The sequence below is a fragment of the Nocardioides fonticola genome, assembly GCF_039536805.1.
In the GTDB taxonomy this organism is placed as follows: domain Bacteria; phylum Actinomycetota; class Actinomycetes; order Propionibacteriales; family Nocardioidaceae; genus Nocardioides; species Nocardioides fonticola.
This window is the reverse complement of the sequence record NZ_BAAAZH010000017.1, coordinates 192410-207206: the sequence shown is the minus strand read 5'-3', so window position 1 is coordinate 207206 and position 14797 is coordinate 192410. Positions and strand designations below refer to the sequence as shown.

The 14797-nt window shown below is 72.1% G+C and carries 16 protein-coding genes; 8 read left to right on the top strand and 8 right to left on the bottom strand.

The features are described from left to right. The first annotated feature begins 33 nt into the window (after nt 1–33). The 3 genes from ABD671_RS13225 to ABD671_RS13215 are packed head-to-tail and all read left to right on the top strand — an operon-like array spanning nt 34 to nt 2857. A complete protein-coding gene (locus ABD671_RS13225; protein WP_344733860.1) occupies nt 34–579 on the top strand; it encodes a TetR/AcrR family transcriptional regulator in 546 nt (181 codons plus the stop codon). A gap of 59 nt (nt 580–638) precedes the next feature. After that, complete coding sequence (locus ABD671_RS13220; RefSeq protein ID WP_344733859.1) at nt 639–2006, top strand: hypothetical protein; 1368 nt, start codon at nt 639–641, stop codon at nt 2004–2006. Next, nucleotides 2003–2857, top strand: a complete 855-nt coding sequence (locus ABD671_RS13215; RefSeq protein WP_344733858.1) for an alpha/beta fold hydrolase — start codon at nt 2003–2005, stop codon at nt 2855–2857. Before ABD671_RS13220 ends, ABD671_RS13215 begins: the two co-directional genes overlap by 4 nt. A gap of 177 nt (nt 2858–3034) precedes the next feature. Here the strand turns inward: ABD671_RS13215 and ABD671_RS13210 are convergent, their stop codons facing one another. Further along, nucleotides 3035–4894, bottom strand: a complete 1860-nt coding sequence (locus ABD671_RS13210; RefSeq protein ID WP_344733857.1) for an acyl-CoA dehydrogenase — start codon at nt 4892–4894, stop codon at nt 3035–3037. A gap of 164 nt (nt 4895–5058) precedes the next feature. On the opposite strand from ABD671_RS13210, the gene ABD671_RS13205 reads away from it, so the two are divergent. From ABD671_RS13205 to ABD671_RS13195, 3 genes are all read left to right on the top strand, one after another. Further along, nucleotides 5059–5976 (top strand): sulfite exporter TauE/SafE family protein, encoded by a 918-nt coding sequence (locus ABD671_RS13205; protein ID WP_344733856.1) that lies wholly within the window; start codon nt 5059–5061, stop codon nt 5974–5976. A 30-nt stretch (nt 5977–6006) separates the two neighbouring features. Continuing rightward, nucleotides 6007–6465, top strand: coding sequence for an RrF2 family transcriptional regulator (locus ABD671_RS13200; protein WP_344733855.1), 459 nt, complete (start codon nt 6007–6009; stop codon nt 6463–6465). Between the two features lie 66 nt (nt 6466–6531). Next, the gene (locus ABD671_RS13195; protein ID WP_344733854.1) at nt 6532–7011 is read left to right on the top strand and encodes a nuclear transport factor 2 family protein; all 480 of its coding nucleotides are present in this window, start codon (nt 6532–6534) and stop codon (nt 7009–7011) included. Between the two features lie 70 nt (nt 7012–7081). Here ABD671_RS13195 and ABD671_RS13190 read toward each other — a convergent pair whose 3' ends face one another. Continuing rightward, nucleotides 7082–7726 (bottom strand): TetR/AcrR family transcriptional regulator, encoded by a 645-nt coding sequence (locus tag ABD671_RS13190; protein WP_344733853.1) that lies wholly within the window; start codon nt 7724–7726, stop codon nt 7082–7084. Between the two features lie 67 nt (nt 7727–7793). On the opposite strand from ABD671_RS13190, the gene ABD671_RS13185 reads away from it, so the two are divergent. Further along, a complete protein-coding gene (locus tag ABD671_RS13185) occupies nt 7794–8288 on the top strand; it encodes an FBP domain-containing protein (protein WP_344733852.1) in 495 nt (164 codons plus the stop codon). Here the strand turns inward: ABD671_RS13185 and ABD671_RS13180 are convergent. The 4 genes from ABD671_RS13180 to ABD671_RS13165 form a co-directional block, all read right to left on the bottom strand. Beyond that, nucleotides 8260–9309 carry an LLM class flavin-dependent oxidoreductase gene (locus ABD671_RS13180; RefSeq protein WP_344733851.1) on the bottom strand — a complete coding sequence of 350 codons (1050 nt, stop codon included), beginning with the start codon at nt 9307–9309 and terminating at the stop codon, nt 8260–8262. The two genes, ABD671_RS13185 and ABD671_RS13180, sit on opposite strands and share 29 nt — an antisense overlap. Before the next feature lie 84 nt (nt 9310–9393). Continuing rightward, entirely contained in the window at nt 9394–10026 is a 633-nt protein-coding gene (locus ABD671_RS13175; protein ID WP_344733850.1) for a DUF2461 domain-containing protein, read from the bottom strand. Nucleotides 10027–10045: 19 nt separating this feature from the next. Beyond that, on the bottom strand, nt 10046–10975 hold the full coding sequence (locus ABD671_RS13170) for a hypothetical protein (protein ID WP_344733849.1): 930 nt from the start codon (nt 10973–10975) through the stop codon (nt 10046–10048). 113 nt (nt 10976–11088) lie between these two features. Continuing rightward, complete coding sequence (locus tag ABD671_RS13165) at nt 11089–11823, bottom strand: TetR/AcrR family transcriptional regulator (protein WP_344733848.1); 735 nt, start codon at nt 11821–11823, stop codon at nt 11089–11091. 98 nt (nt 11824–11921) lie between these two features. On the opposite strand from ABD671_RS13165, the gene ABD671_RS13160 reads away from it, so the two are divergent. Further along, nucleotides 11922–13394: an MFS transporter gene (locus ABD671_RS13160; protein ID WP_344733847.1), complete on the top strand. Its 1473-nt coding sequence runs from the start codon at nt 11922–11924 to the stop codon at nt 13392–13394. Between the two features lie 8 nt (nt 13395–13402). On the opposite strand, the gene ABD671_RS13155 is transcribed toward ABD671_RS13160, so the two are convergent. Both ABD671_RS13155 and ABD671_RS13150 read right to left on the bottom strand, forming a co-directional pair. Beyond that, nucleotides 13403–14095, bottom strand: coding sequence for a hypothetical protein (locus tag ABD671_RS13155; protein ID WP_344733846.1), 693 nt, complete (start codon nt 14093–14095; stop codon nt 13403–13405). A 30-nt stretch (nt 14096–14125) separates the two neighbouring features. Then, complete coding sequence (locus tag ABD671_RS13150; protein ID WP_344733845.1) at nt 14126–14746, bottom strand: hypothetical protein; 621 nt, start codon at nt 14744–14746, stop codon at nt 14126–14128. Nucleotides 14747–14797: the final 51 nt, after the last annotated feature.

Sequence of the window (14797 nt, the reverse complement as noted above, 5' to 3'; positions counted from 1 at the left end):
CGGCGACGAAGCGCGGAGACCCGAGCTCTCATCGTGTCGGCCGCGACCGAGTGCCTGCGGAGCCGGCGCGTCCGTGACCTGCGGGTCGAGGAGGTCATGGAGGCGGCCGGTCCCGGTCTGAGCCGCACGCTGTTCTACCGGCACTTCGACGACATGGTCGCGCTCGTCATCAGCATCGCCTCGCCTGCCTTCGACCAGATCTTCGGCAACGAGGACGCCCTGCGCGCCCCGGCCGCCACCGTCGAGGAGGGCATCCGCGACGCCTTCGGCGTGATCGTCGACGTCTTCGTGCAGAACGGCCCGCTGATCCGCGCGGCCCTCGAAGCCGCCACCTTCTCCGACGCCGCCGAGCAGGCGGTGCGCTCCTACTTCGAGCGCGGGTTCGCCTTCGCGGCCTCCGTGCTGCGCGACCTCGGGGTCGCCTCGCCGGAGGAGACCGGGCGGGCGCTGGTCCACATGGACGTCGCCTACCTCGTCGACTGCTTCGGCGGCCAGCCCCGGGTCGCCCCCGACGTCGCCGCCGACACCCTGGCCGGCATCTGGAGCACACGCTGCGGACTGCTTGCCACGGGCAGTTGAGCGCCGTCACACTCGGGCCACGGTGACGTCCGGTCACCCTCCCCGACCCCCCGAGTGAGATGACCACCCCCTCCCTGTCGCGCCGCCGCGCGCCCCTCGCCCTGCTCCTCGCCGTCCTGCCGGCGCTCCTCCTCGTGCTGCCCGCTGCCGTACGCACGCCGGGGGGAGCTGCCCCGGTCGCCTCCGCGGCCGCTGCGGAGACCCGCTCCTGCGCCTGGACCCTCCAGATCGCGGGTGACCAGGTCAACGCCCTCTTCCCCGACCAGGCGGCTCGCTACTGGGTGGCGTTCGTGCCGCTGCCGCCGGGCGGCCGGGCGGAGATCACGGGCAGCTTCCCGCACGCGCGCTACCTGTCCTTCAACACCTACACGGTGCAGACCCAGGCGATCGACGCGATCCACGATGCGCAGATCGTGCCGGACGCCGGTTCGCGCAACCCCTACCTGGCGGGCGCGCGGCGCGACGTCCGCAAGCGCGACTACACCGTGTCGGTCGTCAATGCCCAGCGGCCGGCCACCGGCGCGCCCGCGAACACCATCTACATGACCAACGTCGACGGCTCGAAGACCTCGGCCGGGTACGCGACGATCGCCGAGCGCATCTACGAGCCCGACCACGGCCGCAGCCGTACCGGGGACGCCGGCCTGCCCGCCGTCCGCACCTTCGCCGCCGACGGCACCCCGCTGGTCACCTACCCCTCCTGCCCCGACACCTCGCTGCCCGACCTCGGCTACACGCCGGTGCTGGCCGGAGCCGGCCCGGCGCAGTCGCTCTCGGCGCTGCTCGGGCTGCCGAGCGTGGTGGCCCCGGCCGAGGTGCGCTGGCACAAGTACGTGAACCTCCAGACCACCGCAGCCGACCAGCTCACCGAGAACGAGCTCACCGCCGCGCTCAACGGTCCGCTGCGGTCCTTCACCGAGGAGAACTTCCCGACCGGCGGGTTCGGGGAGAACGTCGACAACAAGTACATCTACGCGCTCGTCTCCGCCGACCACGGCCCCGTGCTGGTGCTGCGCGGCACGCTGCCGACCTTCGTGGCCACCCAGGACGGCCAGAAGCGGTTCGGGCGCGGCCAGCTGCGCTACTGGTCGATGTGCACCGAGAACGCAGCCACCGCCTACTACGCGTGCCTGACCGACGACCAGATCCCGATCGACGCCCAGCGCCGCTACACCCTCGTCGTCTCGACGGCGGCGGCCCGCCCCAGCGTCGCGATCGCCCGCTGCGGGGTGGCCTGGCTGCCGCTCGGCCCGCTCCCGCAGGCGGCCCTGCTGCTGCGCAACATGCTGCCGTCACCGGGGTTCCGCGAGGCCGTCCAGAACGTCGACCCGGGTTCGGAGCGCGAGCAGATGGGCCGCTACTACCCGCGGGCCCGCTACTACGCCTCGCCGCAGGCGGCCTCGCGGGCGATCGGCTGCAGCCGGTGAGCGACACGATCCCGGTGCGCCGGGTCGCCGTCCACGATCTGCGGCTGGCCCTGCGCGACTCCGCGCCCGAGCGCACCGACCTGCCGATCGTGCTCGGCGTCCACGGCATCCCGGAGAGCTCGGCCAGCTGGCAGGGCCTCATGCGGGAGCTGGACGGCGAGGCGCGCGTCGTCGTGATCGACCTGCCCGGGTTCGGGGAGTCCGACAAGCCGCGCGGCCTCGACCTCAGCCTGCCCAGCCTCGCGGTCTGGCTGGGCGACGCCGTGGAGGCCCACCTCGGCCCCGATGTCGCGGTGCACCTGGCCGTGCACGACATCGGCGGCCCGGTCGGCATCCTGTGGGCCCAGGCCCACCCGCAGCGGCTCGCCTCGTTGACCGTGCTCAACACGACGCTGTTCGTCGAGCACTTCAAGCCGCCGCTGCCGGCGGTGGTCGCCGCCGTCCCCGTGGTCGGACGCCGTCTGGTCACGGCGATGCTGCGGCGTCCCAGTTTCGAGGGCACGGTCAAGAAGGCGGCCGGTCGCCGGCTGCCCGCCGAGACGATCGCGGAGATGTGGGCCCCCTACGAGGACCCCGACGCCCGATGGGCGGCCGCGGGCGTCTGGGCGGGCTATCCGCGCAGCGCTCCCGGGCTGCGGGCCGCGCGCCGTGGTCTGCGCGGCATGCAGGTGCCCTCGAAGGTCGTCTTCGGTGCGAAGGATCCGTTCTGCATCCCGGCCTCGGCCCGGGCCTTCGCCGAGCGGCTGCCCGACACCGAGCTGCATCTGCTCGAGGACGTCGGGCACTGGACCGTCACCGAGGCTCCCGCCGAGGTGGCCGGTCACCTGCGCGACCTCATCGCCCGCGCCTGACTCCCGGTGGAGAGGCGGTTGACATCGCCGATCGGTCCGTCGGAGTCACCGGTGCACCGGTGATTCCGACAGGCGACGCATCGACGGACGCCGGAGCGGTCCGCAACGCCGACGGCGCCGACCCCCGTGCGGGGATCGGCGCCGTCGTGAGCCGTCAGGCGATGCGCGGAGCGCGGATCAGAACGCGTCCTCGTCGAGCTCCATGATGTCCAGGGTCGTGGCCTGGGCGATGGCGAGCTCGGCGGAGATCTTCGGCAGGTTGTACTGCGCGAAGAAGCGGGCCGCGGCGACCTTGCCCTCGTAGAAGGCCTTGTCCTTGCCCGGGTCGCCGCCGAGCTTCTGCAGGGCGACCTCGGCCTGGCGCAGCAGCAGCCAGGAGCAGACGACGTCGCCGAGGGCCATCAGCAGGCGGCTGGTGTTGAGGCCGACCTTGTAGATGTTGGTGATCTCGCCCTCGGCGGACATGAGGTCGTTGATCATCAGGCCGACCATGGCGTTGGCGTCCTCGAGCGCCTTGGCCAGCAGGGCGCGCTCGTCCTTGAGGCGACCGTTGCCGGCCTCGGACTCGATGAACGCCGAGATCTCCCCGGCCAGGTGGCCCAGGGCGCGGCCCTGGTCCTTGACGATCTTGCGGAAGAAGAAGTCCTGACCCTGGATCGCGGTGGTGCCCTCGTAGAGGGTGTCGATCTTGGCGTCGCGGACGTACTGCTCGATCGGGTACTCCTGGAGGAAGCCCGAACCGCCGAAGGTCTGCAGGGACTCGGTGCCCAGCAGCACCCACGAACGCTCCGAGCCGTAGCCCTTGACGATCGGGAGCAGCAGGTCGTTGACGGCCTCGGCCAGCTCGTCCTTGCGGCCCTCGTGCTCGGCGATCATGACGGCGTCCTGCCAGGTCGCGGTGTAGAGCACCAGCGCGCGCATGGCCTCCGCGAAGGACTTCTGCACCATCAGCGAGCGACGGACGTCGGGGTGGTGGGTGATCGTGACGCGCGGCGCGGTCTTGTCGCCGGACTTGGTGAGGTCGGCGCCCTGGACGCGGGACTTCGCGAAGTCGAGGGCGTTGAGGTAGCCGGTCGAGAGGGTGGCGATGGCCTTGGTGCCCACCATCATGCGGGCGTTCTCGATGACCTGGAACATCTGCGCGATGCCGTTGTGCACCTCGCCGAGGAGCCAGCCCTTGGCGGGCTCGCCGCCGCCGACCGACGGGTCGCCGAAGGTGACCTCGCAGGTGTTGGAGATCTTCAGACCCATCTTGTGCTCGACGTTGGTGACGTAGACGCCGTTGCGCTCGCCGGTCAGCTCACCGGTCTCGTGGTCGAAGTGGATCTTGGGCACCAGGAAGAGGGAGAGGCCCTTGGTGCCCGGGCCGCCCGCGCCCTCGACGCCCACCGGGCGCGCGAGGACGAGGTGCATGATGTTCTCCTGCAGGTCGGACTCGGCCGAGGTGATGAAGCGCTTCACGCCCTCGATGTGCCAGGAGCCGTCCTCCTGCGGGTAGGCCTTGGTGCGGCCCGCGCCGACGTCGGAGCCGGCGTCCGGCTCGGTCAGCACCATGGTGGCGCCCCACTGGCGCTCGACCATGATCTGGGCGATGCGCTTGTCGCGCTCGGTGCCGTTGGCGTGGACGACGCCGGCGAAGGACGGGCCCGCGGCGTACATCCAGATCGGGGCGTTCGCGCCGAGGATGAGCTCGCCGATCGCCCACACGAGGGTGGACGGCGCCGGCTGGCCGCCGAGCTCCTCGCGGATCTGCAGGCGCCAGAACTCCGAGGCCATCCAGGCGTCGTAGGAGGCCTTGAACGCCGCGCCGACGGGAGCGGTGTGGGTGGCGGCGTCGAAGACCGGCGGGTTGCGGTCGGAGTCGACGAAGGACGCCGCGAGATCCTCGCGCGAGAGGCGGTCGACCTCGGCGAGCACCTCCCGGGCGGTGTCGGAGTCGACCTCGCCGAAGGGGCCGGCGCCGAGGATCTCGTCGCGGCCGAGCACCTCGAAGAGGTTGAACTCGATGTCACGGAGGTTGGACTTGTAGTGGCTCACGTGCTCCACCTTCTCGCTCGGGCGTGGGTGCCTACTGGTCAGTAACTTAATGGTAGGTCGCGGGGTGCGGCCACGCAACCGGAGGTCGACAAGATCACCCGTGGTGTCAAGTCGACTTGATCACTAGACTTAAGAGCTCCTGAGGCGCCCGGTGAGGAGGGGTCATGCGGAATCTGGTGATCGTCGCCCTCGTCGGCCTCGGTGCGCAGTTGGTCGACGGCTCGGTCGGCATGGGCTACGGCGTCACCTCCGCGACGCTCCTCCTGGCCTCCGGTGTCGGCCCCGCGGCGGCGTCCGCGGCCATCCACCTCTCCGAGATCGGCACCTCGCTGGTCTCCGGGGTCGCCCACCACCGGTTGGGCAACACCGACTGGCGCACGGTCTCGATCCTGGCGCTGCCCGGCTTCCTCGGGGCCTTCGGCGGCGCCACCCTCCTCGCCTCGCTCGACGGCGACGTGGCCCGCCCCGCCGTGGCGGTCGTCCTGCTCGTCCTCGGTGCGTGGGTGACCTTCCGCTTCCTCGCGCTCGGCACGCAGCGGCTGAGCTTCGGGCCGCACCCCTCGCCGTTCTTCCTCGCGCCCCTCGGCCTGGTGGCCGGCGGGCTCGACGCGCTCGGTGGCGGCGGGTGGGGCCCGGTGGGCACCACGACCCTGCTCTCCTCCGGTCGCCTCGAGCCGCGCAAGGTCGTCGGCTCGGTCGACACCGCCGAGTTCGTGGTGGCGCTCGGCGGCTCGCTGGGGTTCCTGCTCTCCCTCGGCGTGCCCGGGGTCGACTGGGCGGCGGTCGGCGCCCTCATGCTGGGCGGTGTCGTCGCTGCCCCGATCGCCGCGTACGTCGTCCGCCTGCTGCCGGCCCGCATCCTCGGGGTCGTCGCCGGCGGCGTCATCGTGCTCACCAACGCCACCACGATCGCCGAGGTCGCCGGGGCCTCCGATCTCACCCGGGCCATGATCGCCGCCCTGATCTTCACCCTCTGGGTCCTCTGGGTCTCCTGGGCGGTGCGCATCGAGGAGTCGGTCCGCACCGGCGTCCCGATCCGCGAGGCGCGATCGGCGCGTGTCCGTGGCCTCATGGTGGAGTGATCGGATCGGGATATCTGACACACTGGCCTCATGCGAGTTTCCGCCAAATCCGACTACGCCCTGCGCGCGCTGATCGAGATGACGGCTCGCGCCGACGGTCGGGCCGTCAGTGCGGAGGAGCTCGGCCGGCTCCAGGAGATCCCCCACGGCTTCCTCCAGGCGATCCTCGCCGACCTGCGTCGCGCCGGCATCGTCATGTCGCAGCGCGGCCAGTCCGGTGGCTGGCGGATGGGGCGCGATGCGTCCACGGTGTCCGTCGCCGACGTCATCCGTGCCGTCGACGGCCCGCTCGTCTCGGTCTACGGGCTGCGGCCCGAGGCGGTCAGCTACAACGACTCCGCCGACGTCCTCCAGCACGTGTGGATCGCCGCGCGCGACGCGCTGCGTGACGTCTTCGAGCAGGTCTCCATCCAGCAGCTGGCCGACGGCGAGCTGCCGGAGGTCGTCACCTCGCGCACCGCGCGCGAGGAGGCCTGGCAGCCGCACTGATCCCGGTGCGGGTCACCAAGTAGAACCTGTTCCATTTCCGGGCCGTCCGGTCCTACGATGCCGGGCATGACCCAGGCGACGACCCACCCCGCGATCACCTCGCCCGCCATCGACTGGCAGGCCGCGGTCGACGACCATCCGGCGCGGGTGGCCTCGATGCGCTCCTACTCCGCGGTCGCCAAGGGCGATCTCGAGGAGTGGCTCACCGTCTACGCCCCCGACGCCGTCATCGAGGACCCCGTCGGCCCGTCGATGTTCGATCCCGAGGGTCGCGGCCACCGGGGCCATGACGCCATCCGCGCCTTCTGGGCCCTGGCGATCGAGCCGATCGCGACCTTCGAGTTCACCATCACCGAGAGCTTCGCCAACCCCGGCAGCAACACCTGCGCCAACCTCGGGCGCATCCGCACGTCCTTCGCCGACGGCTCGCACACCACGACCGAGCTGATCATGGTCTACGTCGTCAACGACGACGGGTCGGTGGCCTCGATGAAGGCGTTCTGGGAGCCCGAGCGGACCATGGCGACGTTCACGGCGGCGGGCTGAGCCGGGGCGCAGGTTTCCCCGGTCAGCCGGGGAAACCTGATGTTGATGGGCGAAGCTTCGCCCCACAACATCAGGTTTCGCCCCCCATGTCGGCGCTCGGACGGCGTCCGGCCGGTGCTCGGACGCTCCTCGGCGGCGTCTCGTCGTCGATCGGCGACCACCCCGCGATCGTCGCGGCCAGGGCGTCGAGGATGGCGTTCCAGCTCGCGGACGCCGACGGGCGGCTGTGGGCGAAGGCTCCCGAGCCCTCCAGGCTGATGAAGCCGTGGATCGTGCTGCCGAGCAGTCGCACGGCGTGCACCTCCCGGGTGGCGTCCAGGCCGTACTGGCGCAGCGCGGCGCGGGCGAGATCGGCATGCCGGCGTCCTGCCGGGATCGCATGGCCGTCGGGAAGTGCGGGACGCCGGGTGGCGGCGTACCGCCCCGGGTGCGCCCGCGCGTAGTCGCGGTAGACCCGCGCGAGCGCTGCGACGGCGTCCGGTCCGGCCCGGCCCGCGATCGCGGCGGCCAGCAGGTCGGCCGACTCCTCCAGGCAGAACGCGCTGAGGCGGTCGAGCAGGTCGCCGAGTCCGGCGACGTGGGAATACATCCCGGCGGTCGTCACCCCGAAGCGGCGGGCGAGCGCGGAGAGGGTGACCGCCTCGAGGCCGTCGCGGTCGGCGAGGTCGGCCGCCGCGCGCACGACGGCGTCCTTCGTCAGTCCGGCGCGCACCATGGACGGATCCTAGCTGCCAGCCATTAGTCGTTTGCTTAAACCCTTTAAGCAACCTACCGTCGCTGCCATGGAACACCTCGACGAGACGACGATCCGATCCTCGTTCGTCAACTGCAGCAAGGGCGAGGCCAAGCGGATGAACCTGCCGCGCGACCTCGGCGCCGTCCGCTGGGACGATCTGGACTACCTCGGGTGGCGCGATCCCCAGGCGCCGCTGCGCGGCTACCTCGTCGGCCGCCACGAGGGCGAGTGGCGCGGCATCGTCCTGCGCGCCCCCGAGTCGGTAGCGGGCGCGGGGCGACGCAGCATGTGCAACCTCTGCCTGACCGCCCGCACCGGCGGGGTGTCGCTGCTCGTCGCGCCCCGAGCCGGGCGGTCGGGCCAGAAGGGCGACTCGGTCGGCACCTACGTCTGCGAGGACCTCCAGTGCTCGCTCTACGTGCGCGGCAGGTTGTCGACCGGCTCGGTGGGCATGCACGAGACGCTGCCGCTGGAGGAGCGGATCGCCCGCCTCGTCGACAACGTCGAGGTCTTCATCGGCCGGGTGCTGCGGGCGGCGTGAGGCCCGGCGTCCAGCCCAGCAGCGGAGCGAGCTTCATCGCGAGATCCTCCAGGATCTGCACGTAGTCCTCGTGCTCGAAGGTGAACGGCAGCGCCACCACGAGCTCGTCGACGGCCCGGAAGGAGGCGAGTCCGGCGAGCCGTTCGGCCAGCTGCTCGGAGGTGCCGAGGAGGTCCTGGGCGAACAGCAGGCGGCCCGGTCCCTGGGGGACGCCGACCCGCGCCGAGCGGGAGGCGACGTAGGCCTCGTACCGCTCGATCTGCGCGGGCGTCGCGGAGTCGGTCGGGATGATCACCGGACCGATGCTGACCCGGGCCCGCTCGCCCCGGGGGTGGTGGGCGCGGAAGGCGTCGATCTGGCGCCGCTGGATGGCGTCGAAGTCGAACCCGACGTCCGGGCTCTCGTCCTCGGCCCGCACCACGCTGCTCGCCAGGAGGTTGAGCCCTTGGGTGCCCGCCCAGGTCGCCGACCCGACGCTGCCGACCCCGTGCCAGATGCGTGCGGCCAGATCGGGCACGTGCGGCTGGATGCCGCGGTGGAACGTCTCGATGCCCACCGTGCCCTCGAAGTCGCTCACCGGCTCGCCGCGCACGGCCCGCAGGAGCCGGGCGATGCGCTCGTAGGTGAAGTCCTCGACGTCGTGGGTGTCGGGGTAGAGACCGCGCTTGAGGTGCTCGTAGTTCATCGGGACGCCGACGCTGACCCCCGCCTCGAGCCGGCCGCCGCTGAGCACGTCGACGGTCGCGAGGTCCTCGGCCAGGCGGAACGGGTTCTCCAGGCCGAGCGGGATGACCGCGGTGCCCAGCCGGATCCGCGAGGTGCGCTGGGACGCCGCCGCGAGCACGGTGAGCGGGGAGGAGATGCCGGCCTGGAGGTGGCGCGAGCGCACCCACGCGCTGTCGAAGCCGAGCTGTTCCCCGAGCTCGATGATCCGCAGCACCGACTCGTGGCCCGGGCGCGGGTCGGCGGGGTCGAACAGTCCGATGGTGAGGAAGCCGAGCTGGCGGAGCGGTCGGGTCATCGCGGGTCCTTCGGGTCCGGCCGGAGCGGGTGTTCCTCCAGTGAAGCAGGAAGTCGATCAACCGGGGATCGGGGACGGCGACCGTCAGTCCTGGCAGTGCCGCTGGGCCCACTCGACCAGCGGCCGCAGCGCGCGCCAGTCCTCGCGCACGAGGTCGAGCGCGCCGGGACCGTTGATCTCCGCGCCGAAGCCGTGGTCGCGGGACACCACCAGCGAGCGGTGCCGTAGCAGCTCGATGCGCGGGTGGTCGGCGTCGTAGCCGCGCGGCGTCGTCTTGAGCCGGTCGCCGCCGACCGTCATCCCGGACGCCGTCAGCTCCTCGAGCAGGGCGGCGAGCTCGGCGCCGTAGGTGTCATGGGCGACGGCCTCCCGGAACGCCGCGAGACGGCCGCCGGAGGCCTCGTAGAACCCGCCGCCGGCCATCAGGCCGCGCGGCGAGAGCTGGACGTACCAGCCGGTGGCGGGGCCGACGCCGACGAAGCCACCCTGGTGGGTCTTGTACGGCGTCTTGTCCTTGCTGAAGCGCACGTCGCGGTAGGGCCGGAAGATCTTCATCGCCCCGAACTCCGGCTCCAGTGCCTTTGCCAGCGCCTCGAAGGGCGCCTTCACGGACTCGGCGTACACCTGCTTGTGGGCCTCCCAGAAGGACTTCGTGTTGTCGACCTCGAGGTCGTCGTAGAAGTCCAACGCCGCGACAGGGAAACCGGTGAAGCTCACGCGGCCAGCCTAGGTGGCGTCAGGGCGTCGCGATCCCCGGCAGTGCCAGCGGGGAGCCGGAGGCCGCCGTCGAGGCCGCGTAGGTGTCGTCGCCGGCGAAGGACGCCGTGATGCCCCGCGGCGAGAGCAGCCAGGCGCTCGGAGCGGCGCAGGTGGCCAGGCCGGTGGCGTCCGTGGTGGCGCGGCAGCTCGCGGAGAGCAGGCCGAGCTGCTGGGCGGTGAAGACGACGGTGCGACCGACGACCGGGGTCGTGGCGCCCTGGGCGTCGGTGGTCGTGAGGCGCGCCGAGGGGCGGTAGCCCGCCAGGCCGGACAGGCCCTTGTTCACGAGGGTGAGCGTCGTCGGCCGGATGCACTCGCCGGAGACGGAGGTGACCTGGTGGTCGCCGAACTGGCTGGTCGCGACGTAGGTGGCATGGAGCCCGGTGACGATCAGGCCGTCCGCGCAAACGGACTCGTAGGTGCCGTACCCGGTCGTGGTCGGCTGGATGGCGCCCTGATAGGCCGGACCAGTGCCACGGCACAGCGGGCCGACGGTGTCGATGACCGCTCCGACGCGTCCGAAGACGCCGACCATCGTGTCGCTGCCCGAGCAGGTCCAGTCCGCGACGGCGCCGTCGGAGCCGACGGCGGCGTCGGTGCCCGAGCCCGCCACGACGGCACCGGACGCCGTCCGGCAGAGCAGTCGGACCGAGCGGGTGAACAGGATGGGCGCACCCTGGTCGTCGAACGCGCCGCCCGGCGATGCGGCGCGTCGCATTCCGTACGGCGTGGTGCCGGCCGGGCAGGTGCTGGGGGAGTCGGCGAGATCGCTCGAGCGATAGGCCCCGCCGTGGATGGCGAAGGAGCCGGGCGCCGCCGCTGAGCTCGAGGAGAGCGGGACGAACGCGACCAGGGCGGCCGCGGCGAGGGCGGCGGTCGTGCGGGGGAGGAGGCGGGTCAGGTGCATGGGAACTCCGTGGGGTCGGGGGTGCAGGGAGTCGAGGTGCGCCGATCGCACCACGCAGCCCCCGACCGCAGCCGGCGCCGGGAGGAATCCGGACGGATCCGGACGGGCCGGGGTCAGCTTCCTGCGGCCCGCAGCCGCAGCCCGGCGAGCAGCAGATCGAGGCCCTCGCGGAACTGGGCGGCGTCGTCGTGGTCGGCGAACACCTCGACGATGTGGTGGATGAAGGGGTACTCCTCGGCGTCGAGCGCCCGCCACTCCTCGGCGAACTCGGCGAGGAACTGATCGCGGGTCTTCGAGCCGTCGAGCACCTCGGGTGGCGGCTGCTGACCGAGGTCGGCGGCGGTGCCGATGACGTAGCCGATGACGGCGCTGGTGGCGTCGAAGCTGGGCTGGGGACCAAGCCGGAGGCGCATGACCTGCTGGCCGATGCGCTCGAAGAGCCGCAGTGAGTTGGGCTGCTGACTGGTGGTGCGCATGAAGTAGGCACCGAGCCAGGGGCGGTCGACCACGGCGTCGAAGAGGGCGACGGCGATGGTGCGGATCGCCTCGATGGGATCGGTGTCGGCGCGCTCGCCACCGGCGGCGAGCGGGGCGGTGTCGGCGAGCACTCCGTCGAGCACGCGGTCGCTTGCGCGGTCGAGCAGCTCCTCCTTGCTCGCGACGTACCAGTAGATGCTGGCCACGCCGCCGCCGAGGCGGGCGGCCAGGGCCCGGAAGGTCAGGGCCGGCTCCCCGGCCTCGTCGAGCAGGGCGATGGCCTCGTCGACGACGGCTTCGAGCGAGTGCGAGGCGCGGCGACGTCCGGAACCCGTGGCCCGGGCCGGAGGGGTGGGCGCGCGATCGGGCATGCCCCCATCCCACCACACGGGTTGCCGCGGATCGAACGATGTTCTAGTCTCTCGAACGCTGTTCGAGAATCGAACAGCGTTCGATGAATGGAGCCGCGATGACCACCCCGACCGCACCCCCGACCGGCGCCGCGGCCGTCCCGGCGCGCACCTACTCCTCGCTGCGGGCCGCCTGGGTGCCGCTCGCCGCCCTCTGTGCCGCCTTCTTCGTCGAGATGGTCGACAACACGCTGCTGACCATCGCGCTGCCGACGATCGGCCGCGATCTCGGCAGCGGCACGACCGGCCTGCAGTGGGTCACCGGCGCCTACGCGTTGACCTTCGGCGGCCTCCTGCTCACCGCCGGAGCGGCGGCCGACCGGCTCGGACGCCGTCGTGTGCTGCTGGTGGGTCTGGCCGCCTTCGGCACGATCAGCCTCGGCGTCCTGCTCGTGCGCGATGCGGGCGACCTGATCCTCCTGCGGGCCGCACTCGGCGTCGCGGCCGCGGCGATGGCGCCGATCACCAACTCGCTCGTCTTCCGGCTCTTCGACGATCAGGCCCTGCGCATGCGGGCCATCACGGTGATGATCGTCGTCGGCATGAGCGGCTTCATCCTCGGCCCGGTGATCGGCGGCACCGCCCTGGCCCACGTGCGCTGGGAATGGCTGCTGGTCGTCAACGCCCCCATCGCCCTCCTGGCCTGGATCGGCGTCCGTCTGGGCGTGCCCGCCGACCATCCCGACGACCTCACCGACGATCGCCTCGACCTCCTCGGCGCCGTCCTGAGCATCGCCGCCATCGGTGCCGGCTGCTACACGTTCACCAGCGGTGTCGACCACGGCTGGAACTCGCCGCTCACCTGGGGCTCCGCCGTGGTCGCGCTCGCCGCGCTCGTGCTCCTCCTGCGCCACGAGGGCCGCACCGCCCAGCCGATGCTCGACCTCGCCCTGTTCCGCACCGGCGCCGTGCGCGGGGCGGCGCTCGCCCAACTCGGCACGTCGATCGCGATGGCCGCGGTCATGTTCGGGCTGATCCTGCACTTCCAGTACGCCTACGGCTGGAGTCCTGTGCGCGCCGGTCTGGCCAACGTGCCGATGATCGCCACGATGCTGCTCGCCACGCCCGTCTCCGAAGGGCTCGGACGCCGCTTCGGTCACCGCGTCGCCTGCCTGATCGGCGCCGGCCTGCTCGCGGCCTCCTCGGCCGGCATGGCCTGGGCCGTCGGTCACGGCTACCTCGCGATCGCCGTCTGCCTGGTGCTCATGACGACCGGGCTGCGGACGGTCATGACGATCTGCGCGGTGGCGCTCATCGACGCGATGCCGGCCAACCGCACCTCGATCGGCGCCGCCCTCAACGACACCGCGCAGGAGGTCGGCACCAGCATCGGGACGGCGGTCATCGGCACGGCGATCGCGGTCCTGGTCACCGTGAGCCTGCCCGAGGGTGCCTGGAGCAGCGACCTGGTCGCCTCCTACGTCCACGGCGAGCGGGTGGCCTTCGCCGCGTTGGCGGTCGTCGTCGGTCTGCTCGCCGGGTGGGGCGCCTCGACGCTCAGCGACTCCCGCGAGGTGGAGGAGGCGCACTGAGCCGTCGGTCACCAGTGCCCGAGCAGCCACCCGTTCAGGCTGCCGACCACGGCGGCGGGGATCGAGCACAGCAGGAAGGCCCACCCGCCGGTCAGCCGGCCGCCGGTCGGACGTACGCCCGGCTGCAGGTAGGCGGACGCCCGCCACGGTGCGCCGAGCAGGGTGAACGCCACGCCTCCCACGACCGGGACGCCGCTCATGATCCAGAACCACGCCCAGCGCGTGGCCAGCCGGGGTTCGGGCCCGGCGACCAGTGTGAGGAGCACGAGCATCCCGATCGCCAATGTGCCCAGTCCGAGGGTCGTGCGCCCCGGAGCGGTGAAGGGATCGGCATCGCTCCTCGCGAACCGCAGACCGGGCGCGAACGTGCGCAGTTCCGCGGCGACGTCGGTCGTGCGCGTTCCGGTAGCCCCCCGGGCAGCCGGGCACGACATCGTCCCGTTGCGGCAGTGCACCTCGGTGAAACGGGTCGAACGAGCGATGCCGTGCAGGCGCCAGCGCGCCTCGACGGTCGTGAAGCCGAGGTAGGGCTGGTCGAGCCCGCCGGCGAGCTCGACGGAGGTGACGTCGCCGTCCGCGATCGCCCGCTCCAGCCGGGTGGCCGAGGTGTCGACGCGGCCGACGAGCAGCCAGCCGAACGCCAGCACCACCATGCCGACGAGCGCCGCGAGACGCAGAAGGAGGTGGCCGCGCGCGGTCATGCGCTCACCGCAGTGGTGCGCTCGCCGGCATCAGATGGCGCCGACCTTCGACAGCTTCGTCGGATCCTGGAGGTGGGCCGTGTGCTCACCCGAGCCCATGTCGAGCAGGGTCACACCGCTGAGGACCAGGCCGGTGCGGTCGGGCAGGCACGCCCGGCGCATCGTCAGGTGGACGACGTTCGTGGTGATGCTGACCTCGACCGGCTTCGGGCAGACCCGGGCGGTGCCGTCGTCGGCGAAGGTGAACGCGGCCGCGATCAGCTTCTGCGAGGGCAGGGGCACGTTGACCAGCACGCCGTTCCCGCATCCGTTGGTCGAGTCGGCCGGGCAGAGGGTGACCACGAGCTGACCGTCGCGGTTGGCGCGCTTCGCGATGGAGGTGACCGGTCGGACGGTGGCCGCGGTGAAGACGATCCGCTTGCCGTCGCGTACCGCGCGCACGGAGAGCAGGTCGAGGGCGCGGGCCTGGCGGCGGTGCGGGTTGTCGTCCTTCGCCGTGACCTCGACGTCGCCGGCGGGGTCCTTGCGCGACAGCGAGGGGGCGGCCTCACCCTGGGCCGGCACCGTCGAGAGGAGCGGGAGGACGGTCGCGAGCACGGCGAGGGTGGAGAGGACGGCGAGCGGCGCGCGGCGCCGGCGAGGACGGGGCATGCCGCCCCCCTACCCACGCAGGAGTGGCGGCATGCCCCGGCTGCCGACCGG

Coding starts and splice junctions, on each gene's coding strand:
- ABD671_RS13220 (WP_344733859.1), top strand. CDS start 639: ATGACCACCCCCTCCCTGTCGCGCCGCCGCGCGCCCCTCGCCCTGCTC.
- ABD671_RS13170 (WP_344733849.1), bottom strand. CDS start 10,975: ATGCACCTGACCCGCCTCCTCCCCCGCACGACCGCCGCCCTCGCCGCG.
- ABD671_RS13185 (WP_344733852.1), top strand. CDS start 7,794: ATGGAACACCTCGACGAGACGACGATCCGATCCTCGTTCGTCAACTGC.
- ABD671_RS13195 (WP_344733854.1), top strand. CDS start 6,532: ATGACCCAGGCGACGACCCACCCCGCGATCACCTCGCCCGCCATCGAC.
- ABD671_RS13160 (WP_344733847.1), top strand. CDS start 11,922: ATGACCACCCCGACCGCACCCCCGACCGGCGCCGCGGCCGTCCCGGCG.
- ABD671_RS13155 (WP_344733846.1), bottom strand. CDS start 14,095: ATGACCGCGCGCGGCCACCTCCTTCTGCGTCTCGCGGCGCTCGTCGGC.
- ABD671_RS13165 (WP_344733848.1), bottom strand. CDS start 11,823: ATGCCCGATCGCGCGCCCACCCCTCCGGCCCGGGCCACGGGTTCCGGA.
- ABD671_RS13200 (WP_344733855.1), top strand. CDS start 6,007: ATGCGAGTTTCCGCCAAATCCGACTACGCCCTGCGCGCGCTGATCGAG.
- ABD671_RS13205 (WP_344733856.1), top strand. CDS start 5,059: ATGCGGAATCTGGTGATCGTCGCCCTCGTCGGCCTCGGTGCGCAGTTG.
- ABD671_RS13190 (WP_344733853.1), bottom strand. CDS start 7,726: ATGGTGCGCGCCGGACTGACGAAGGACGCCGTCGTGCGCGCGGCGGCC.
- ABD671_RS13150 (WP_344733845.1), bottom strand. CDS start 14,746: ATGCCCCGTCCTCGCCGGCGCCGCGCGCCGCTCGCCGTCCTCTCCACC.
- ABD671_RS13180 (WP_344733851.1), bottom strand. CDS start 9,309: ATGACCCGACCGCTCCGCCAGCTCGGCTTCCTCACCATCGGACTGTTC.